The 19483-nt window shown below is 72.3% G+C and carries 19 protein-coding genes; 6 read left to right on the forward strand and 13 right to left on the reverse strand.

All coding sequences use genetic code 11. The features are described 5' to 3' along the window. Nucleotides 1–87: 87 nt before the first annotated feature. From NOCA_RS26645 to NOCA_RS26650, 3 genes are read left to right on the forward strand one after another with little or no spacing between them, the layout of a single operon-like run. The gene (locus NOCA_RS26645; RefSeq protein WP_197687692.1) at nt 88–396 is read left to right on the forward strand and encodes a hypothetical protein; all 309 of its coding nucleotides are present in this window, start codon (nt 88–90) and stop codon (nt 394–396) included. Then, the gene (locus NOCA_RS18985) at nt 386–616 is read left to right on the forward strand and encodes a YlcI/YnfO family protein (protein ID WP_011756890.1); all 231 of its coding nucleotides are present in this window, start codon (nt 386–388) and stop codon (nt 614–616) included. Before NOCA_RS26645 ends, NOCA_RS18985 begins: the two co-directional genes overlap by 11 nt. Next, nucleotides 613–1260 (forward strand): NUDIX domain-containing protein, encoded by a 648-nt coding sequence (locus NOCA_RS26650; protein WP_011756891.1) that lies wholly within the window; start codon nt 613–615, stop codon nt 1258–1260. The genes NOCA_RS18985 and NOCA_RS26650 overlap by 4 nt, the downstream gene beginning before the upstream one ends. Here the strand turns inward: NOCA_RS26650 and NOCA_RS18995 are convergent. The 9 genes from NOCA_RS18995 to NOCA_RS19030 form a co-directional block, all read right to left on the reverse strand. Continuing rightward, entirely contained in the window at nt 1173–3164 is a 1992-nt protein-coding gene (locus NOCA_RS18995; RefSeq protein WP_011756892.1) for a TIGR03960 family B12-binding radical SAM protein, read from the reverse strand. The two genes, NOCA_RS26650 and NOCA_RS18995, sit on opposite strands and share 88 nt — an antisense overlap. Before the next feature lie 86 nt (nt 3165–3250). Next, nucleotides 3251–3409 (reverse strand): hypothetical protein, encoded by a 159-nt coding sequence (locus tag NOCA_RS27640; protein ID WP_158305683.1) that lies wholly within the window; start codon nt 3407–3409, stop codon nt 3251–3253. Between the two features lie 72 nt (nt 3410–3481). Then, nucleotides 3482–4627: a rod shape-determining protein RodA gene (gene rodA, locus NOCA_RS19000; RefSeq protein WP_140403967.1), complete on the reverse strand. Its 1146-nt coding sequence runs from the start codon at nt 4625–4627 to the stop codon at nt 3482–3484. Between the two features lie 97 nt (nt 4628–4724). Further along, the gene (mrdA, locus tag NOCA_RS19005; protein ID WP_011756895.1) at nt 4725–6851 is read right to left on the reverse strand and encodes a penicillin-binding protein 2; all 2127 of its coding nucleotides are present in this window, start codon (nt 6849–6851) and stop codon (nt 4725–4727) included. A gap of 16 nt (nt 6852–6867) precedes the next feature. Further along, nucleotides 6868–7380 carry a rod shape-determining protein MreD gene (gene mreD, locus NOCA_RS19010; RefSeq protein ID WP_011756896.1) on the reverse strand — a complete coding sequence of 171 codons (513 nt, stop codon included), beginning with the start codon at nt 7378–7380 and terminating at the stop codon, nt 6868–6870. Then, the gene (gene mreC / locus NOCA_RS19015) at nt 7377–8285 is read right to left on the reverse strand and encodes a rod shape-determining protein MreC (protein WP_011756897.1); all 909 of its coding nucleotides are present in this window, start codon (nt 8283–8285) and stop codon (nt 7377–7379) included. Before mreC ends, mreD begins: the two co-directional genes overlap by 4 nt. After that, entirely contained in the window at nt 8285–9313 is a 1029-nt protein-coding gene (locus NOCA_RS19020; protein WP_011756898.1) for a rod shape-determining protein, read from the reverse strand. The genes mreC and NOCA_RS19020 overlap by 1 nt, the downstream gene beginning before the upstream one ends. A gap of 297 nt (nt 9314–9610) precedes the next feature. Beyond that, complete coding sequence (ndk, locus tag NOCA_RS19025; protein WP_011756899.1) at nt 9611–10018, reverse strand: nucleoside-diphosphate kinase; 408 nt, start codon at nt 10016–10018, stop codon at nt 9611–9613. Between the two features lie 75 nt (nt 10019–10093). Further along, entirely contained in the window at nt 10094–10780 is a 687-nt protein-coding gene (locus tag NOCA_RS19030) for a pyridoxamine 5'-phosphate oxidase family protein (protein WP_011756900.1), read from the reverse strand. A 70-nt stretch (nt 10781–10850) separates the two neighbouring features. Here NOCA_RS19030 and NOCA_RS19035 point away from each other — a divergent pair, with 70 nt between their 5' ends. Beyond that, nucleotides 10851–12176 (forward strand): aminotransferase-like domain-containing protein, encoded by a 1326-nt coding sequence (locus NOCA_RS19035; RefSeq protein ID WP_011756901.1) that lies wholly within the window; start codon nt 10851–10853, stop codon nt 12174–12176. Here NOCA_RS19035 and NOCA_RS19040 read toward each other — a convergent pair. After that, nucleotides 12165–12545, reverse strand: a complete 381-nt coding sequence (locus NOCA_RS19040) for a DUF4233 domain-containing protein (RefSeq protein WP_011756902.1) — start codon at nt 12543–12545, stop codon at nt 12165–12167. The genes NOCA_RS19035 and NOCA_RS19040 overlap by 12 nt on opposite strands. Continuing rightward, nucleotides 12542–13924 carry a bifunctional tetrahydrofolate synthase/dihydrofolate synthase gene (gene folC, locus NOCA_RS19045; protein WP_011756903.1) on the reverse strand — a complete coding sequence of 461 codons (1383 nt, stop codon included), beginning with the start codon at nt 13922–13924 and terminating at the stop codon, nt 12542–12544. Before folC ends, NOCA_RS19040 begins: the two co-directional genes overlap by 4 nt. Before the next feature lie 66 nt (nt 13925–13990). Here folC and NOCA_RS19050 point away from each other — a divergent pair, with 66 nt between their 5' ends. Then, nucleotides 13991–15094, forward strand: a complete 1104-nt coding sequence (locus NOCA_RS19050) for an NAD(P)-dependent alcohol dehydrogenase (RefSeq protein WP_041546687.1) — start codon at nt 13991–13993, stop codon at nt 15092–15094. On the opposite strand, the gene NOCA_RS19055 is transcribed toward NOCA_RS19050, so the two are convergent. Further along, nucleotides 15072–15977 carry a GNAT family N-acetyltransferase gene (locus tag NOCA_RS19055; RefSeq protein ID WP_011756905.1) on the reverse strand — a complete coding sequence of 302 codons (906 nt, stop codon included), beginning with the start codon at nt 15975–15977 and terminating at the stop codon, nt 15072–15074. The two genes, NOCA_RS19050 and NOCA_RS19055, sit on opposite strands and share 23 nt — an antisense overlap. A gap of 79 nt (nt 15978–16056) precedes the next feature. Between NOCA_RS19055 and valS the strand changes: the two genes are divergently transcribed. Next, nucleotides 16057–18672 carry a valine--tRNA ligase gene (gene valS / locus NOCA_RS19060; RefSeq protein ID WP_011756906.1) on the forward strand — a complete coding sequence of 872 codons (2616 nt, stop codon included), beginning with the start codon at nt 16057–16059 and terminating at the stop codon, nt 18670–18672. 17 nt (nt 18673–18689) lie between these two features. Here the strand turns inward: valS and NOCA_RS27185 are convergent, their stop codons facing one another. Further along, complete coding sequence (locus NOCA_RS27185; RefSeq protein ID WP_011756907.1) at nt 18690–19370, reverse strand: hypothetical protein; 681 nt, start codon at nt 19368–19370, stop codon at nt 18690–18692. Nucleotides 19371–19483: the final 113 nt, after the last annotated feature.

The raw sequence follows: 19483 nt of genomic DNA on the forward strand, positions 1-19483 counted from the left end.
GGATCTCGGTGCCCATCTCCGGGCAGATGGAACATTTCGCAGACTCGATGCGACGAGTAGCGTAGTCGTTTGTTATACAATCCAGTTGTGGACTCACTCGACCTCGACCTGCTGTCCGAGGAGCCATTCGAGGTCGATGCCCAAGCTGCACATCTCTTCAAGCACCCCCACCTGGGGCTCAAGGATGTCTATGACGTCTGGACGAGTGATCCATTGTTCTACCCAGCCAGGCCACCGGCCCACTGGCTGATGGTGGCCGAAGTCGTCGGGCGCGTGCTCGTCGTCCCCATCGCCCCTTCTCGGAACGGCGATCCGACCCGCTGCCGACCCATCGGCTGCTACGAGGCCAGCGTCGAACTGGCGCGAACCTACCGAGGTGATCGTAATGACGTCTGAGATGACTCCCGACGAGGAGTACGAGTTCTACGCCGATCCCGCCAACCGCGAGCCGGTCGGCCCGCCGCGCCGCCGGAAGGCCAATCTGACCGCGCCCATCCCGGTCCGGTTCCCCGAGAGCGTTCTGGACGAGGTGAAGAAGCGCGCCGAGGCCGACGACCGCTCAGTGTCGTCGTGGATCCGCAGAGCCGTCGAGCACGAGCTCAACCGTTCGGCGTGAGCGATCTCCAATGGCCACGAGTTGTGGCGAGCAAGCGTGCTTACACCAACGCCTGGTTCTCGATCCGTGAGGACACTCTGGCCGCGGCGCCTGGGGAACCGCGAACGTACTCGGTGTTCGAGAGTCGTGACATTGCGCTCGTCCTCCCGATGGCACGCGGCCGGGTGTACCTCGTCGATCAATACCGACACCCCGTCGGAGGACGTCGTTGGGAGTTCCCGTCTGGAAATGTCGAAGAACAGGATCCCGATCCCGCCGGCGCTGCTCGACGAGAATTGCGTGAGGAGACCGGACTGTTAGCTGAGGCCCTGACCCCGATCGGCGCGCTCGAGGTCCTGCCCAGCACGTCGACCCAGACCTGTTGGGTGTTCCTCGCGACAGATCTGGTCCAGGGCGCGCCCTCGCTCGACGCCGACGAAGAGGGGCTTCGATCGCAGTGGTTCACCCGAGTCGAGTTCGAACGCATGATCTCCGGCAGGGAGGTGACCGACTCCCGGACGATCGCGGCGTACGGCCAACTTCTCATCCATGAGAAGGCGTCCCGGGCCAGCTGCGATCAGACCACCGACAGCGGCAGCAGCTTCTGGCCCGTGGGGCCGATCTGGATCTCGGTGCCCATCTCCGGGCACACCCCGCAGTCGTAGCAGGGCGTCCAGCGGCAGTCCTCGACCTCGATGTCGGCGCCGTCCGCGGCCGCGAGGGCGTCCTCCCAGTCGGCCCACAGCCAGTCCTTGTCGAGCCCGGAGTCGAGGTGGTCCCAGGGCAGGACCTCGTCGTACTCGCGCTCGCGGGTGGTGTACCAGTCCAGGTCGACGCCGGTGCCGGCCAGACCCGCCTCGGCGGAGGCGACCCAGCGCTCGTAGGAGAAGTGCTCGCTCCAGCCGTCGAACCGGCCGCCGTCGCGCCAGACCTGCTCGATGATCGCGCCGACGCGGCGGTCGCCCCGGGAGAGCAGGCCCTCGATCGTGCCGGGCTTGCCGTCGTGGTAGCGGAAGCCGATCGCCCGACCGAACCGCTTGTCCTCGCGGACCACGTCGCGCAGCTTCTTCAGCCGCTCGTCGGTGGTCTCGGCGTCGAGCTGGCCGGCCCACTGGAACGGCGTGTGCGCCTTCGGCACGAAGCCGCCGATCGAGACCGTGCAGCGGATGTCGTTGCGCCCGGAGACCTCGCGGCCCTTGGCGATCACCTGCTTGGCGAGCTCGGCGATGGCCAGCACGTCCTCGTCGGTCTCGGTCGGCAGCCCGCACATGAAGTAGAGCTTCACCTGCCGCCAGCCGTGGGAGTACGCCGCCGCCACGGTGCGGATCAGGTCCTCCTCGGTGACCATCTTGTTGATCACCCGGCGCATCCGCTCCGAGCCGCCCTCGGGGGCGAACGTGAGGCCCGAGCGTCGCCCGTTGCGGGAGAACTCGTTGGCGAGCGTGATGTTGAAGGCGTCCACGCGGGTGCTCGGCAGGCTGAGGCTGACGTTGGTGCCCTCGTAGCGGTCGGCCAGGCCCTTGGCGACGTCCCCGATCTCGGTGTGGTCGGCGCTGCTCAGCGACAGCAGGCCGACCTCCTCGAACCCGGACTTGCGGATGCCGTTCTCGACCATGTCGCCGATGGTCCGGATCGACCGCTCGCGCACCGGGCGGGTGATCATCCCGGCCTGGCAGAAGCGGCAGCCACGGGTGCAGCCGCGGAAGATCTCCACGGAGTACCGCTCGTGGACGGTCTCGGCGAGCGGGACCAGCGGCTTTGCGGGGTAGGGCCACGCGTCGAGGTCCATCAGGGTGTGCTTGCGGATCCGGAACGGGATGCCGGGCCGGTTCGGCACGACCGCCTCGATGGTGCCGTCCTCGGCGTACGCGACGTCGTAGAAGCGCGGCACGTAGACGCCGCCGCTGACCGCGAGCCGGCGCAGCAACTCGTCCCTGGTCATGGCGGAGCCGCCGGGGCCGTTCTTCTCCTGCTTCCACTCGCGGACCACCTCGGAGATCGCGAGCACGACCTCCTCGCCGTCGCCGAGCACGGCAGCGTCGATGAAGTCGGCGATCGGCTCGGGGTTGAACGCCGCATGGCCGCCGGCGAGCACGATCGGGTCGTCCGCGTCGCGGTCGGCGGCGTGCAGCGGGATGCCGGCGAGGTCGACGGCGTTGAGCATGTTGGTGTAGCCGAGCTCGGTGGAGAAGCTGAAGCCGAACAGGTCGAAGGCGCGGACCGGCCGGTGGGCGTCGACGGTGAACTGCGGGATCGGGCCGGCGGCGTCGCCCGCGCGCATGACCTTCTCCATGTCGGGCCACACCGCGTAGGTGCGCTCCGCGAGGATCCAGTCGCGCTCGTTGAGCACCTCGTAGAGGATCTGGGTGCCCTGGTTGGGCAGGCCGACCTCGTACGCGTCGGGATACATCAGCGCCCAGCGGACGGTCTCGCCCTCGGGCGCGCAGTCCCAGTCCTTGACGGTCGAGTTGAGCTCGCCGCCGACGTACTGGATCGGCTTGGAGACCGACGCGAGTCGGGGCTCGAGGCGGGCGAAGACGGACTCCGGGGCGCTCACGGGCGCGGACATGCAACTACCTCGCAGAACTGCGTCGACGGTCGGGAAGATCCCAGGGTACGACGGGTCCCGGCCCGCGGCGAACTGTCGCGCGGAGCTCAGTCGGTGTCCGGAGCGAGCTCCTCGAGCGCGCGGCGTGTCGCCACCAGCTCCTGCTCGGCGAGGACGATGAGGTCCTCGAGCCCGCGGGCCCCGTAGCGGTTGGCCACGCTCTGGACGGCCTCGGCGATCTCCGGCTCGATGTCGCGGTCGCTCATGTCCCCATCCAAACACGAGCCGGCCCACCGGCCCCTCCCCACGATGTCCTGGCCGAGCGCAGGTCCCCGTCCTCAAGCCCTGACGCTGAGCCCGGAGCGGACCGCACGCAGCGGCAGCGCGTGGCGCAACGGGAGGCTCTGGGTGGAGCGCAGGTGGATGTTCTGGAGCAGCCCGATCGCGAGCATGCCGGCGAACATCGAGCTGCCCCCGTACGACACGAACGGCAGCGGGACGCCGGTGACCGGCATGATGCCCAGGCACATCCCGACGTTCTGGAACGCCTGGAAGCCGAACCAGCAGGCGATGCCGGCGGCCGCGAGCCGGCCGAACGGGTCGTCGGTGCGCGCCGAGATCGCCAGCGCCCGCCAGATGACGAGCCCGAGCAGGGCGATCAGGAGGCCGGCGCCGACCAGGCCGAGCTCCTCCCCCGCGACCGTGAACACGAAGTCGGTGTGCTGCTCGGGCACGAAGCCGGCGCGGGTCTGGGAGCCGTCGAAGAGACCCTGACCGAACAGCCCGCCGTTGCCGATCGCGATTCGCGCCTGCTCGACGTTGTAGCCGGCCCCGCGCGGGTCGAGGTCGGGGTTGGTGAACGCGAGGAAGCGGTCGACCTGGTACTGCTTCAAGAACCCGGCAGCGACCGCGGCGGCCGCCGCGGTGACCCCACCGGCGGCCAGCAGGCCCAGCCAGCGTCGCGGTGCACCGGAGACCGCCAGGACCCCGAAGACGGTCGCGGAGAGCACGAGCATCGTGCCGAGGTCGGGCTGGAGCATGATCAGCGCGGCCGGGAGCCCGGCGATGCCGAGCATGCCGAGGACGTCGCCGAGGCTGCCGCCGGGCCGGCCCCTGCGCACGTCGGCGCGCTCCGCGACCCACAGCGCCATGCCGATCACGACGGCGAGCTTGGCGAACTCGGAGGGCTGGATGGACATCCCCCCGAGCTGCAGCCAGGACCGGGAGCCGTTGATCGTGGTGCCCATCGTCAGCACGAGGGCCAGGCCGCCGAGGGAGGCGACGTACACCAGCGGGGCGACGATGCGGACCCAGCGGTGGTCGGTCGCGAGCACGACCACCATCAGCACCAGACCGATGAGCACGTTGACGACCTGCTTCTTCAGGTACGCCGTGGGGTCACCCCCGGTGAGGTCCTCTCGGTGCGTGGTCGCCGACCACACCAGGAGGCTCCCGAGCGTGACCAGCCCGAGAACGGCGAGCATCAGCACCCAGTCGAGGCCCGGGGCCCTGAGACCGGGGGGCCTGAGACCGGGGGGCCTGAGGCCGGACGTCCGGAGCCCGGAGCGGGGGGTCGGCACGTCAGTCCTCCTCGTCGCGGCGCTCGGAGCCCTGCTCGGCCGGCGGCAGGATGGTGCCGTCCTTCATGAACGTCGGCAGCCGCTCGGGCGGCGTGGTGCCCGGGATCGCGGCCTTCGACGGGTCGACGGTCATCCCATCCACGCCGTACAGGGCCTCCCAGATCTTGCGGACCGCGGGGCCCGAGGTGCCCGAGCCGGTGCCGGCCTGGCTGACCATCATCACCACGACATAGTTCTCGTCGTACGACGCGACCCACGAGGTCGACTGCTTCCCGTAGACCTCGGCGGAGCCGGTCTTGCCGCGGATGTGGACCCGGTCCAGCGGGAAGCCCCCGAACCGCCAGGCCAGGGTGCCGACCTTCGGGGTGCCCTGGAGCGCCTGGTCGACGTAGCGCAGGCTCGCAGGCGTGGCGTCCACCTTGCCCTCGACGACCGGGTCGAACCGCTTGAGCACGGTGCCCTCGGGGCTGACGACCGCCTTGGCAACCCGTGGGGCGTAGAGCGTCCCGCCGTTCGACAGCGCGGCGTACGCGCGCGCGAGCTGGAGCGGGGTGACCATCGTGTCGCCCTGGCCGATCGAGTAGTTCACGGCGTCGCCGGCGCGGTAGTAGCTGCCCTCGAGGCAGAACTCGTGGGCGAAGACCCGCAGGAAGCTGCTCTTCGCGCTCCCCTCGCGGTCGAGCTTGCAGTAGTAGCCCTTCATCGCCTTCCAGTAGGCGAGCTTCCAGTGCCGGTCGGCGATCCGGCCACTGGCCTCTCCGGGGAGGTCGATGCCGGTCTCGCTGCCGAAGCCGAAGTTCTTGGCCTCCTGGACCAGCGGGTCCTTGGCGTCCACGTTCGTCGGGTCGGAGCCGTACTTCTGCCAGAAGTGCAGGCCGACGCGGTAGAAGAAGGTGTCGCAGGACAGCTGCAGCGCCTGGTCGAAGCCGATCATCCCGTAGGAGGCGGACTCGTAGTTCTTGAACCACCGGTTGCCGACCTGGAGGCCGGAGGAGCAGTCCAGGCGGGTGCCGGTGGAGAACCCGTTGTTCAGCGCCCCGACGGTCATGATCGGCTTCCAGGTCGACCCGGGCGCGAACTGGCCCTGGGTCGCGCGACCGAGCAGGGGGTTGCCGGCGGCGTCGGAGTACAGCCGCGCGAGCTGCTTCTTGGTGATGCCACCGACCCACACGCCGGGGTCGTACGTCGGCTGGCTGGCCATCGCGACGATCCGGCCGGTCTGCGCCTCCATCACGACCACCGCGCCGGAGTCGGCGCGGTAGTTGCGACGGGTGACCTCGTCGTAGGTCTGCCGCGCGGTCGAGATCGTGTCGGCGAGCTGCCGCTCGACCACGCCCTGCACCTTCGCGTCGATCGAGGTGACCAGGGTGTCCCCGGGCTGGCCGGCGACCTCGCCGTCGTCGCCCAGCACCCGGCCCATCGAGTCCACGGCGACGCTCTTGTAGCCGGGCATGCCGCGCAGCCAGCGGTCGTACTCCTTCTCGACCCCGGCCCGGCCGACCGAGGAGGCGCCGTTGACCGAACGGTCGCCGTTCTCCTCGGCGCGGTCGAGCTCGTCCTCGGTGATCGGGCTCAGGTAGCCGAGTACGTGCGCGAGGTTCACGCCGTACGGACGCGGGTAGGCGCGCACGCTCTGCTGCTCGGCGAGCACGCCGGGGTAGTCCTCGGGCTGCTCCAGGATCCGCAGCGCCACCGCCTGCTTGACGTCCATCGCGACCGGGACCGGCTGGTACGGCGAGCCGTTCCAGCAGGTGCCGGGAACGGCGCCCTCGTCCCCGCAGGTGACCAGCTTCTGGTCGATCTTCCGGGCCGGCACCACCACGGCGTCGGCGACCCGGCCGACCAGCACCTCCTGCTGGTGGGCGGTCATCCTGCCGAGCACGGTGCGGTCGATCGACACCACCCACGAGGTGCGGTTGGCGACCAGCGGGCGGCCCTGGTCGTCGACGATCAGCCCGCGCTGGGGCTGCACGACGATCTCGCGCACCGACTGGGCGGCCGCCTGGGCGTGGTACTCCTCGCCGCCGACGACCTGGAGGTAGTAGAGGCGCGCGAACAGGGTGGCGAACAGCGAGAACACCAGCACCTGGATCACCACCAGGCGCAGCCGACCTGAGCTCGTGGACACCGAAGACACCCCGGCCCTACGCGACCGCGCGATCGGGTTCGATCCGGCGCAACAGCGCCATCACCGCCGGCAGCACGAGCGGGGTGAGCAGCAGGTCCCACAGCAGCGCGACGCCAATCACCTCGAGCAGCTCGGGGATGCCGAGGGCCGGGTCGTCGAGCACCAGCCCGCTGAGCGCGAAGACCGAGGTGCCGAGGAAGGACGACGCGGCGACCGTCGCGACCACCGTGCCGACGGAGGGCCGGGCCCCCTGGCGCACCCGGCCGGCGACGTACGCGACGAGCACCAACGCCAGTGCCCAGCGGCCGGCGACGTGGTCGGCCGGCGGCGCGAGGTCGAGGGCGACCCCGGCTCCGAAGCCGAGGACCATGGCGAAGGAGCTGCCCTGGGTCAGGGCGGCACCGACGACCACGAGCAGGCACAGGTTCGGGACGATGCCGTCCCACGCGAGGTGCGGGAAGACCGAGACCTGGAGCACCAGCGCGACCGCTACCGCAGCGGCGGCCGCGGCGGCCCGTAGGGCGGTCACCGCAGGCTCCCGTCGGACTCGATGATCGCGCGGTCGCTGGTCGTGCCGGACGGCACCACGACGCCGACCAGGTCCAGGGCGCCGAAGTCGACGAACGGGTCGATCACGGCGCGCTGCGAGGTCTCCCGCAGGCTGCTGTAGACGGCGGTCACCCGCCCGACGGGCACGCCGGAGACGTAGGGGCCGCCGGCCTCGCTGCCCCAGGTCACCACCGCGTCGTGCTTGGCCGGGACGGCCGTCTGGTCGACCAGCTCCAGGTCGAGCCGGCCGTGGTCGCCGAGGACGCCACGGCCGTGCAGGAAGCCGACCTCCATGCTCTCCCCGACCCGGCCGCCGACGACCGAGGCGGCGTCGACGATGAGCAGCACGGTCGCGGTGGTGCGGGTGACCCGCAGCACCCGGCCGACCAGGCCGTCGTTGTTGATCACCGTGAGGTCCGGCTGCAGGCCGGCGTCCGAGCCGGCGTCGATGGTCACCGTGCTGGAGAAGGACTGCGACGACCCGAGACCGACGACGCGCGCCGGCACGAGGGAGTAGCCGAGGCTGCGAGCAGCCGCGGTGAGGCCGTCGTACTCCTCGAGGCGGTTGCGGTCGTAGCCCTGGGTCGCGAGGTCCGACCTGAGCCGGGAGTTCTCGGCCTGCAGCGCGATCAGGTCGTCACGCATCGAGTCGCGCGAGCGGAACCACTCGGGCACGGCCGTGAACGGCCGGACCGCGGTCGCGGCCGCCACCTCGACGGGGCCGAACACCTCGCCCGCGACCCGCCGGGCCGGCTCCAGCGGCGAGCCGTCGCCCGCCTGGTCGAGCGTGATCAGGCTCAGGCAGGCCAGCACCAGGGCGACCAACAGCGCCGACGACGAGGGCGGGGGCTCGCCCGGGCTGCGCCAGCGGCGCTCGCGGGACATCAGTGGCGCCTCTGGTCGCTGACCAGCACCTGCTGGAGGGCCTCGAACTCCTCGACGCACTTGCCGGCGCCGAGCGCGACCGAGCAGAGCGGATCCTCGGCGACGTGGACGGGCATCCCGGTCTCGTGGCGGAGCCGTTCGTCGAGCCCGCGCAGCAGGGCGCCGCCGCCGGTGAGCACGATGCCGCGGTCCATGATGTCGCCGGCCAGCTCGGGCGGGGTCTGGTCGAGGGTGGTGCGTACGGCGTCGACGATCGCGTGCAACGGCTCCTCGAGGGCCTGCCGCACCTCGGCGCTGGACACGGCCACGGTGCGCGGCAGCCCGGAGACCAGGTCGCGGCCGCGGATGTCCGCCTCGGGCTCCTCGGCCATCGGGAACGCCGAGCCGAGGGTCGTCTTGACCTCCTCGGCGGTGCGCTCGCCGAGCATCAGCGAGTGCTCCTTCTTCATCCACGCGACGATCGCCTGGTCGAGGTCGTCGCCCGCGGTGCGGATCGACAGGCTCGTGACGATGCCGCCCAGCGAGATCACCGCGACCTCGGTGGTGCCGCCGCCGACGTCGACGACCATGTTCCCGGTCGGCTGGTGCACGGGCAGCCCGGCGCCGATGGCGGCAGCCATCGGCTCCTCGACGATGTAGACCCGGCGGGCGCCGGCCTGGTAGCCGGCCTCCTTCACGGCGCGCTGCTCGACCGCGGTGATGCCGCTCGGGACGCAGATCACCATCCGCGGCTTGGCGAAGTAGCGGCGCCGGTGCACCTGCTGGATGAAGAAGCGGAGCATCTGCTCGGTGGCCTCGAAGTCGGCGATCACGCCGTCCTTGAGCGGGCGGATCGCGGTGATGTGGTCGGGCGTGCGCCCGATCATCCGCTTCGCCTCGTGGCCGACCGCCAGGATCTCGCCGGTCGTGTCGTTGAGGGCGACCACGCTGGGCTCGTCGAGCAGCACGCCCTTGCCACGCACGTAGACCAGGGTGTTGGCGGTCCCGAGGTCCACGGCCATGTCGCGGCCGATGAAGCTGTTCGCCATGCGTCGCCCTGTCGCTGGAGCCCCGCCGCCTGGGGACGGTGGTGCAGGTGGGGAAGGTGTGACAACAGGCTACGAAGGCAGGGCGCTGCCGCCGGGGAGGACACGCGGCCCGCCCGGTGGAATCGGTGCCGGGGCCGGCCCAAGAGGGGGCGCGAGTTTCATCGGCCGGCCGACGGAGCTCGTGCCTGGACGATGAAGCTTCGTCGTCCAGGCACGGGTTTCATCGGCCGGCCGATGAAACTGGAGGACCGTCCGCCCGGCCCGGAGCGGCCCCAGGTCAGGTCAGGTCAGGTCAGGTCAGAGACCCGGGAACCAGATCCCGATCTCGCGCTCGGCCGACTCCGGGGAGTCCGAGCCGTGCACGAGGTTCTCGCGGTTGGACAGCGAGAAGTCGCCCCGGATGGTCCCGGGGGCGGCCTTGCTGCCGTCCGTGGCACCGTTCAGCAGGCGCACCACGTCGACCGAGTTGTCGCCCTCGAGCACCAGCGCCACGAGCGGTCCGCCGGTCACGAAGTCGCGCAGCGGCGGGTAGAACTCCTTCGCGACGTGCTCGGCGTAGTGCTGGTCGGCGACCGCGGCGTCGATGGTGCGCTGCTCCATCGCGACGATGGTCAGGCCCTTCGCCTCGTAGCGCGACAGGATGGCTCCGACCAGCCCGCGGCGGACGGCGTCGGGCTTGAGGAGGACGAGGGTGCGCAGACTCATGGTCCGCACCCTAGCGAGCGGCGAGGGGGCCGCCACGAGGGCCCTTCGGCGCTCAGCGGCAGGGCTTTGGGCCGCTCATCCGCGGGACTCGGCCGCCCGCTGGATCTCCGCGGGGACCGGGCCGACGGCGTCGGGGTCGGGCACCGGCAGGCCCGCTACCCGGCGGATCGGGACGTGGCCGCCCCAGCCGCCCGCCGCCACGTCCTCGGGCTCGTCGCCCGGGCCACCGGCGCGGGCCTTCATCGACGCCTCGTGGAGGGGTACGGCGAGCACCGCGGTGGCGGCGAGCTCCTTGCGGGTCGAGGGTCGCAGGGTCGCCGTACGTCCCGGGACCATGTGGTCGACGACCAGGGCCAGCGCCCGGTCCCGCTCGGCCGGGTCGTCGACCAGCCGGGCCGGGCCGACCACGACCGCGCTGCGGTAGTTCATCGAGTGGTGGAAGGCCGAGCGGCCGAGCACCAGCCCGTCGAGCTCGGTCAGCGTGACGCAGACCGTCGCCCCCGCCGCCGCCCGGGCCCACCCGGCCGCGACGGAGCCGTGCAGGTAGAGGGTGCCGTCGCGGTCCGGACCGTCGAGGTCGACCCCGAACGCGACGGGGAGGACCAGCGGGTGGTCACCGACGACCACGCCGAGGTGGGCGACCAGCGCGTCCTCGAGCAACCGGTGCAGCTCGGCCCGGTCGTCGACGGCGCGGTTGCGGCCGCGGCCGACGGTGGTGCGGGCGGTGGGCGAGAGCGGGGATCGGGGCGTGGAGCTGGTCACCGCCCTAGGATCGTGGAGAAGTGGCCTGCGCACACGGGCCAATCCGAGGCGATTCCGACAGGACAATCCGATGCCCACCCTGCCGCTCCGGCTGGACCGCGATGCCCCTGGCCCGCTGGGCGTGCAGCTCTCCGGGCGGATCCGCGACCTGGTCCTGGCCGGCACGCTGGCACGGGGCGACCGGTTGCCGAGCACCCGGGCGCTGGCCGCCGAGCTCGGGGTCAGCCGGGCGGTGACGGAGCAGGCCTACGAGCAACTGCTGGCCGAGGGCTGGCTGACCGCCCGCCGCGGCGCCGGCACCTTCGTCGCGGCCGACGGGTCCGGGCGCGCCGGCGTACCGCCCCGCCCGACGCCGGCCCGACCCGGGCAGCTGGTCCGCCTCGACGCCGGGACGCCGTGGATCGACCCGCGGCACGCCGCCGGGTGGCGGCGCGCCTGGCGGGAGGTGTCGACGGCCCGCCCGCCGCGGGGGTACGACGACCCGCGCGGCCTGCCCGAGCTGCGGGCGGCGCTGGCCGATCGCCTGGCCCGCACCCGCGGCCTGGTCGTGCACCCGGACGAGGTCGCCGTCGTGAACGGGACCACCGACGGGCTGCGGCACCTGCTGACCGCGTCGCCGCCCGGGCCGGTGGCTCTGGAGGACCCGGGCTACCGGGCGGCGGTCGAGACCGTGCGCGGCCTGGGGCGCGCGGTGCGGGACCTGCCCGCGCTGGCGCCGGTGACCGACCTGACCGGTGTCGCCGCGGCGTACGTCACGCCGGCCCACCAGCACCCGTTGGGCCGGGTGCTGCCGGGACCCGAGCGGGTCGCGCTGCTGGCCGCGGCGGACGCCGCCGGGACGCTCGTGGTCGAGGACGACTACGACTCCGAGTTCCGCTACGACGTGGCGCCGGTTCCGGCGCTCGCGAGCCTGGACCGGAACCGGGTCGCCTACCTCGGGACCGCCGCCAAGTCCGTGGCACCGACCCTGCGCCTGGGCTGGCTGGTCGCTCCGCCCGAGCTCGGCGAGCGGGTGCAGGCGCGCCGCGTCGTCACCCACGAGGGTGCTCCGTGGCCGGTCCAGCGGGCGTACCTCGCGCTCCTGCGCGACGGGTACGTCGACCAGGTCGTGCGCACCGCCCGCCGGGTCTACGCCGAGCGGGCGCCGCGGGTCGCGGCCGCGCTCGCGCCGTACGCCGAGCTGGCCGGCCCGCTCGCGGGCATGTACTCGACCTGGCTGCTGCCGGCGGGCGACGCCGTCCGGGCCCGGGACGCCGCCCGCGGTGCGGGCTTCGAGGTGAACCTGCTCGCGGACTACTGCCGCTCGGCGACGCTCACCGGGCTGGTCGTCGGGTTCGGCGGGGTCACCGACGAGGAGCTCGACCGGGCCCTGTCCGCCCTGGTCTCAGCCCTCTGAGCCGCCGGCGGCGTAGGCCGCCGCACGCTCCCGCTCGATCTTGCGGCCGAGGACGTAGGCCGCCCCCCACAGCAGCGCGAAGATCGCGCCGAGGAAGAACATCAGCGGGATCACGAAGCCCAGCCCGATCGCGGCGCCCTGCACCACCCACCCGAGGCTGTAGGCCCACTCGCCGCGAAGCATCCCGGCCAGCAGCAGGCACGCGACCGCGAGGCCGAGCCCGATCCACAGCGCGGTCGCGACGTCGATGTCGGCGACCGTGATCATCACCGGCGTGGTGAGGCCGAGGGTGACGGCCTCCAGGGCCAGGATCGCCGCGCACATCCCGCGCCGCGGCGACCGCTCGGGGACACCGACCGGGCCGCTCATCTCTTCCGCTCCGGGCGGACCAGGAGGGAGCGGGCCTCGCCGGCGGTCACCACCGAGCCGGTGACCAGCACGGCGCCGGATCCGAGCGGGTCGCCGAACGCCTCGCCTGCCTCGGCCAGCGTGGCCGCCTGCTCGAGCGCGACCGCGACGCTGGGTGCGACCGTGACCCGGTCCGGCCCGAACACCTCACGGGCGACCGCCGCGAGCCGCTCGGCGGGCAGCGCCCGGGCGGTGGAGTTCTGGGTGCACACGACGTGGGCGAGGACCGGCTCGAACGCGGCGAGCAGGCCCTCGTGGTCCTTGTCCCCCATCACGCCGACCACACCGATGAGCGGGGAGAACGTGAACGAGTCCTGGATCGCCGCGGCCGTCGCCGCGGCGCCGTGCGGGTTGTGCGCCGCGTCGAGCACGATCGTGGGGCTGCGCCGGACGATCTCGAGCCGCCCGGGCGAGGTCGCCTCCGCGAACGCGGAGCGCACCAGGTCCTCGTCGAGGGCCTGGCCGTGCTCACCGGCACCCAGGAACGCCTCCACGGCGGCGAGGGCGACCGCGGCGTTCTGCGCCTGGTGCGCGCCGTGCAGCGGGAGGAAGACGTCGTCGTAGCGGGCGCGGAGGCCCTGGAGCGCGAGCACCTGGCCGCCGACGGCCGGCACCCGCGAGACGACGCCGAACTCCACGCCCTCCCGGACCACGCTCGCGCCGACCTCGGCGGCCCGCTCCAGGAGCACCCGCGCGACGTCCGGCGCTTGCTGGGCGAGCACCGCGACCGAGCCGGGCTTGATGATGCCGGCCTTCTCGACGGCGATCTCGGCCGGCGTCTCGCCGAGGTACGCCGCATGGTCGACCGCCACGGGGAGCACCACCGCCACCGTCGCGTCCGCGACGTTCGTCGCGTCCCACGACCCACCCATCCCGACCTCGACCACGGCGACGTCGACGGGCGCGTCCGCGAACGCGGCGTACGCCATGCCGACCACGGTCTCGAAGAACGACAGTGGGTGGTCCTCGCTCGAGTCCACGAGGTGGGTGTACGGCGCGACGTCGTTGAACGCGCGCACGAACTCCTCGTCGCTGAGCGGCTCGCCGTCCACCGAGATCCGCTCGGTCATCCGCTCCACGTGCGGGCTGGTGAACCGGCCGGTGCGCAGGTCCAGCGCGCGCAACAGGGTGTCGATCATCCGCGACGTCGAGGTCTTGCCGTTGGTGCCGGTCAGGTGGATGACTGGATAGCCGGACTGGGGGTCGCCGAGCACCTCGGTGAACGCGCGGATCCGGTCGAGGGACGGCTCCAGCCTCGTCTCCGGCCAGCGGGACAGCAGGGCGTCCTCCACCTCCTCGAAGGTCTCGGCGAGGCGGGGGCCCGCGGGAGTGTCGCTCATGGTGCAACGAGTCTAGGGACCGTCAACCTGCTGACAGAAAGTGGAACAGGTTCTAGGTTGCTCGTCATGAGAACCACGGTCGCGGTCGTCGACGGTCCCGGAGCGGAGTTCGTGCTCGAGGAGGTGGAGATCGACGGCCCGCGCGCCGACGAGGTGCTGGTGCGCATCGTGGCCACCGGCCTGTGCCACACCGACCTCTCGTTGCGCGACACCCTCCCCGCGGAGATGTTCCCCCGGGTCTTCGGCCACGAGGGCGCCGGCGTGGTCGAGGAGGTGGGCGCGGACGTGACCGGCATCGAGGTCGGCGACCACGTGGTGCTGAGCCTGGCCTCGTGCCGCGGCTGCGCGCGGTGCAGCGACGGGCTGGTCGGCTACTGCGAGCAGACGCTGATGCTCAACTACATGGGCTTCCGGGCGGACGGCTCGACGTCGTACTCCCGCGCGGCCGGACCGGTCTACGGCCACTTCTTCGGGCAGTCCTCGTTCGCGCGGCACGCGGTCGCGCTGGCCAGCAGCGTGGTCGTCGTCGACCAGGACCTCGACCTGACCCGGGCGGCGCCGTACGGCTGCGGGTTCATGGCGGGCTCCGGCGCGATCCTCAACGTCGCACGGCCGAAGGCGGGCGAGACCGTGGTGGTGTACGGCGTCGGCGCGGTCGGCCTGGCCGCCGTGGCCGCCGCGCGGGCCAGCGGCGTGGAGACGGTCGTCGCCGTGGACCTGCGGGCGCGCCGGCTCGAGGCCGCCGAGAAGCTCGGCGCGGTCGGCGTGGACTCGGCGGCGCTCGGCGAGACGTCCGTCGTCGACCGGGTCAAGGAGCTGACCGGCGGCGGCGCGTCGTATGCCATCGAGACGACCGCGGTGCCCGCGGTCCTCAAGGAGGCGGGCCAGTCCCTGGGCGTGCGCGGCACCCTGGTGGTGCTCGGACTGGACATGAGCCGCCCGGAGTTCCCCGTCGACGCGATCGACCTGCTCCAGAACGGCAAGGTCGTGCGCGGCTCGGTCGAGGGCGACTCCGACCCGCTGGAGATGGTGCCGCGGATGCTGCGCCTCAACGCCGAGGGGAAGTTCCCCGTGGACGATCTGGTGACCACCTATCCGTTCACCGAGATCAACACGGCGATCGCGGACGTCCTGGCGGGGAGGGTCGTCAAGCCGGTCCTGGTGTGGTGACCACCAGGTTCGCCATGTCGACCACGGCCTCGTAGCCCAGCGCCTGGTAGATCCGGTTCGACGTCGGGTTGGCCTGGTCGGTGAACAGGCAGCAGCGCACGCCCTGCTCGACGTACTGCCGGGAGACCTCGGCGACCGCGGCACCGGCGTAGCCGCGGCCCCGGTGCGGCGAGGGCGTGTAGACCGGGCCGACCCGGGTGACGCCGTTCGCCGGTGGGTTCGCGGCGGTGAGGTGCACGACCTCGCCGCGCTCGTCCTCCCAGAGCCAGACCACGCCCTGGTCGATCCGCTCCAGCATGTCGTCGGTCGTGAGGTCCGGCATCGCGTGGGGCTCGGACCGGCCGGCCTGCTCGGCGGCAGCCACCCCGAACGCCCGGAACCACTCCAGCGCCAGGTCGAGGTCGTCCGAGGTCGCGAGGCGCAGTCGGCCTGGCGGGCTGGGCGGCACGACGAGCTCACCGAGCTGGAAGAGCCGCAGGTGCTCGTGCACGCGCACCTCTCCGCCGGCCAAGCGCGCGGCCTCCTCCGCGACCAGCCGTGCGGCCGGCAGCGCCCCGTTCACCCCGGCGAGCGCCTCGCCCCGGTCGCGGACCAGGCGGGCCAGCTGCACCGCGGCCTCGTCGGGCATCGGCAGCACGTAGACCGGATACGGCGCGAAGGGCGCGGTCCGCATGGCGACGCCGGCCACCGCGCCCGTCTCGTCGCGGACGACCGCCCACCAGCGGGGGTGCTCACCGTGCGGCACCCCGCGCGCATCGGCCGCGGCGATCCGCGCGGTCACCGTCGCGATCACCGTGCTCAGCACCGGCTCGGCAGCCAGGTGGTCGCCCGCCGCGTCGAGGAACCCGGCCGCGTCGTCGAGGATCTCGAGGTGGTGTGCCATAGGCGGAAGTCAGCCACCCGGGGGTCCACCGTCACAACCGGTTTCCGCGGCACCGCGGCCTGAGCCTAGGATTTCGCCCATGACCGACACGCAGGCTGACCAGGCACCGGAGACGACGACCGCCCCGCAGGCCGTCGTAGCCGTACCCGACAAGCCTGCACTGGAGGGCCTCGAGGCCACCTGGAGCGAGCGCTGGCGCGCCGAGGACACCTACGCCTTCGACCGCACCCAGCCGCGGGAGAACGTCTACTCGATCGACACCCCGCCGCCGACCGTGAGCGGGAGCCTGCACGTCGGGCACGTGTTCTCCTACACCCACACCGACCTGATCGCGCGCTTCCAACGGATGCGCGGCAAGTCCGTGTTCTACCCGATGGGCTGGGACGACAACGGCCTGCCGACCGAGCGCCGGGTGCAGAACTACTACGGCGTCCGCTGCGACCCGTCGCTGCCGTACGACGCCGACTTCACCCCGCCCGCGAAGCCGGACCCGAAACGGCAGGTCCCGATCAGCCGGCCGAACTTCGTCGGGCTGTGCGAGGAGCTCGTCGTCGAGGACGAGGTGGTCTTCGAGCAGCTGTGGCGCACGCTCGGCCTCTCGGTCGACTGGGCGCAGACCTACACGACGGCCGGCAGCAAGGCGCGCGAGATCAGCCAGCGGGCCTTCCTGCGCAACTTCGCGCGCGGCGAGGCCTACCTGGCCGAGGCGCCGACGGTCTGGGACGTCACGGACCGGACGGCCGTCGCGCAGGCCGAGATCGAGGCGCGCGAGTACCCCGGCGCCTACCACCGGGTGGCCTACCACCGGCCCGACGGCACCGCCGTGCACGTCGAGACGACCCGCCCCGAGCTGATCGCATCCGCGGTAGCGCTGATCGCGCACCCGGACGACGAGCGGTACCAGCCGCTGTTCGGCACGACCGTGACCAGCCCGGTGTTCGGCGTCGAGATCCCGGTGCTCGCCCACCCGCTGGCGGAGATGGACAAGGGCGCCGGCATCGCGATGTGCTGCACGTTCGGCGACCTGACCGACGTGCAGTGGTGGCGCGACCTGCAGCTGCCCGTGCGCACCGTGATCGGCCGCGACGGTCGACTGGCCCGCGAGACGCCGGAGTGGCTCTCCTCCGCGCAGGCGACGCCCGCGTACGAGCGGCTCGCCGGCAAGACCGTCTTCTCCGCCCGGGAGGAGATGGTCGCGATGCTGCGCGAGACCGGTGACCTGGACGGCGAGCCGAAGCCGACCACCCGGATGGCGAACTTCTACGAGCGCGGCGACAAGCCGCTCGAGATCGTCGCGACCAGGCAGTGGTACATCCGCAACGGCGGCCGCGACACCGACGTCCGCGCCGAGATGCTGGACCACGGCTCCGAGATCACCTGGCTGCCGGCCCACATGAAGGTCCGGTACGACAACTGGGTCTCCGGCCTCACCGGCGACTGGCTGATCTCCCGCCAGCGGTTCTTCGGCATCCCGTTCCCGGTCTGGTACCCGCTCGACGCCGACGGCGAGCCCGACTACGACCACCCGCTCCTGCCCCGCGAGCAGGACCTGCCGATCGACCCGTCCACCGACGCTCCCGCCGGCTACACCGATGACCAGCGCGGGAAGCCGAACGGCTTCCTCGGCGACCCGGACGTGATGGACACCTGGGCGACGTCGTCGCTGACACCGCAGATCGCGGGCGGGTGGAGCGTGGACGACGACCTGTTCGAGCGCGTCTTCCCGATGGACCTGTGCACCCAGGCGCACGAGATCATCCGGACCTGGCTGTTCTCGCGGATCGTCCGCGCCCACTACGAGAACCACGCGACCCCGTGGACGCACGCGATGCTGTCCGGCTGGATCCTCGACCCGGACCGCAAGAAGATGTCGAAGTCCAAGGGCAACGTGGTCGTCCCGACCGAGATCCTGGACAAGTACGGCGCGGACGCCGTCCGCTGGCGCGCGGCGACCGTGCGGCCGGGGATGGACTCGCCGTTCGACGAGAGCCAGATGAAGGTCGGCCGCCGGCTGGCGATGAAGGTCCTCAACGCCTCCAAGTTCGTCCTGGGCGGCGTCGGCGCCACGGCCATCACGCCGTTCGAGGTCTCCGAGCCCGTCGACTGCGCCCTGCTCGGCCGCCTCGCCGAGGTGATCACCAAGGCCACCGACGCGTTCGAGGCCTACGACTACACGACGGCGCTCGAGGCCACCGAGAAGTTCTTCTGGGAGTTCTGCGACGACTACCTGGAGCTGGTCAAGGAGCGTGCGTACGACGAGGAGGGTGGCGCCGCCACCGCCTCGGCCAAGGCCGCGCTCGCGCTGGCCCTGCACGCCCAGCTCCGGCTGCTCGCGCCGTTCCTGCCCTACGTCACCGAGGAGGTCTGGTCCTGGTGGCAGGAGGGCTCCATCCACCGCGCCTCCTGGCCGACCGTGGTCGAGCTCGGCTCGGCCGCCGCCACCGACGCCGCCACCCTCGATGCCGTCTCGGCGGCGCTGATCGGCATCCGTGGTGCGAAGTCGAACGCCAAGGTGTCGATGCGCGCCGAGCTCTCCCGCGTCGAGATCCGGGGACCGCAGGCGCTGGTCCGGGCGGCCGAGCAGGCCGCCGACGACCTGCGCAAGACCGGCAAGGTCACCGGCGACCTGGTGTTCACCGTCGACGAGGCTGCGGCCGAGCTGAGCGTGGACGCGGAGCTGGCTCCGACGGAGTAGCAGCCGCGGCGCGTGGGCTAGCGGTGCCCGTGGCCCTGCCCGTGCCCGTGGCCCTGCCCGTGCCCGTGGTCGCCCCGGTCACCATCGTGCCCGTGCCCGTGCCCGTGCCCGTGGTCGCCCCGGTCACCGTCGTGGCCCTTCGCGTGGCCCTGGCCGTGGCCGCGGTCGCCGCCCCGGTCCGAGCGCCAGTCGTGGTGGTCGCGAGCCTGGGACGGGTGCGGCGGGCCGGGCGTGGTCACGTCCGGCTGCTCGCCCCGGCCCTCCCCGTGCCCGTAGGCGTGACCGTGCCCGTGGCCGGGCCCCGTCGAGTCGTCGTCACCCTCGCGGACCACCTCGCCGACGACGGAGCCGGTGGCGGTGCCATGGTGGCGGTGGGTCGCGGGTGAGTGCTCCGCGGGCGCCGGGTCGACAGCAGCAGGGGCGGCCGCGAGCGGCGCCGAGGAGCCGGCAGCCGGCCCGACCGGCAGCGGCCCTGCGGCGATCGTCCTCGAGTCCTGCACCGGGTCGTGCTCGAGGACGGTGGCCGCAATCACCCGCTGGCCGACGATGCCGTCCAGGCCCGCGCGCAGCCAGCTCGGGGAGGCCTCGCTGCGGGCCATGTACACCATCATCAGGGCGCAGGCCAGCGCCACGACCGTGAACGCCACGAGGGGCGGCTTGTGGTCGAGGAAGAGGCGCGGCCTGCGTCGGGCGTTCATCGCTCCCGAGTGTCCCGGGTCCAGCGACGTAGCTCCAAGCCTTCGCGCCACGATAGGCGCGATATGACCCGAATGGACTAGTCGGGCTAGTCAGGTGGGGTCAGGGGTGCAGA

Source organism: Nocardioides sp. JS614 (assembly GCF_000015265.1).
Lineage (GTDB): Bacteria > Actinomycetota > Actinomycetes > Propionibacteriales > Nocardioidaceae > Nocardioides.

Excerpts from the sequence above, each read along its gene's own strand:
- folC (WP_011756903.1), bottom strand. The coding sequence starts at position 13,924 with ATGAGCGACACTCCCGCGGGCCCCCGCCTCGCCGAGACCTTCGAGGAG.
- NOCA_RS19040 (WP_011756902.1), bottom strand. The coding sequence starts at position 12,545 with ATGAGCGGCCCGGTCGGTGTCCCCGAGCGGTCGCCGCGGCGCGGGATG.
- ndk (WP_011756899.1), bottom strand. The coding sequence starts at position 10,018 with ATGAGTCTGCGCACCCTCGTCCTCCTCAAGCCCGACGCCGTCCGCCGC.
- NOCA_RS18995 (WP_011756892.1), bottom strand. The coding sequence starts at position 3,164 with ATGTCCGCGCCCGTGAGCGCCCCGGAGTCCGTCTTCGCCCGCCTCGAG.
- NOCA_RS27185 (WP_011756907.1), bottom strand. The coding sequence starts at position 19,370 with ATGAACGCCCGACGCAGGCCGCGCCTCTTCCTCGACCACAAGCCGCCC.
- NOCA_RS27640 (WP_158305683.1), bottom strand. The coding sequence starts at position 3,409 with ATGAGCGACCGCGACATCGAGCCGGAGATCGCCGAGGCCGTCCAGAGC.
- NOCA_RS19050 (WP_041546687.1), top strand. The coding sequence starts at position 13,991 with ATGAGAACCACGGTCGCGGTCGTCGACGGTCCCGGAGCGGAGTTCGTG.
- NOCA_RS19055 (WP_011756905.1), bottom strand. The coding sequence starts at position 15,977 with ATGGCACACCACCTCGAGATCCTCGACGACGCGGCCGGGTTCCTCGAC.
- NOCA_RS19020 (WP_011756898.1), bottom strand. The coding sequence starts at position 9,313 with ATGGCGAACAGCTTCATCGGCCGCGACATGGCCGTGGACCTCGGGACC.
- valS (WP_011756906.1), top strand. The coding sequence starts at position 16,057 with ATGACCGACACGCAGGCTGACCAGGCACCGGAGACGACGACCGCCCCG.
- rodA (WP_140403967.1), bottom strand. The coding sequence starts at position 4,627 with ATGCTCGCCGTTCTCGGGCTGGTCACGCTCGGGAGCCTCCTGGTGTGG.
- mreC (WP_011756897.1), bottom strand. The coding sequence starts at position 8,285 with ATGTCCCGCGAGCGCCGCTGGCGCAGCCCGGGCGAGCCCCCGCCCTCG.
- NOCA_RS19035 (WP_011756901.1), top strand. The coding sequence starts at position 10,851 with ATGCCCACCCTGCCGCTCCGGCTGGACCGCGATGCCCCTGGCCCGCTG.
- NOCA_RS18985 (WP_011756890.1), top strand. The coding sequence starts at position 386 with ATGACGTCTGAGATGACTCCCGACGAGGAGTACGAGTTCTACGCCGAT.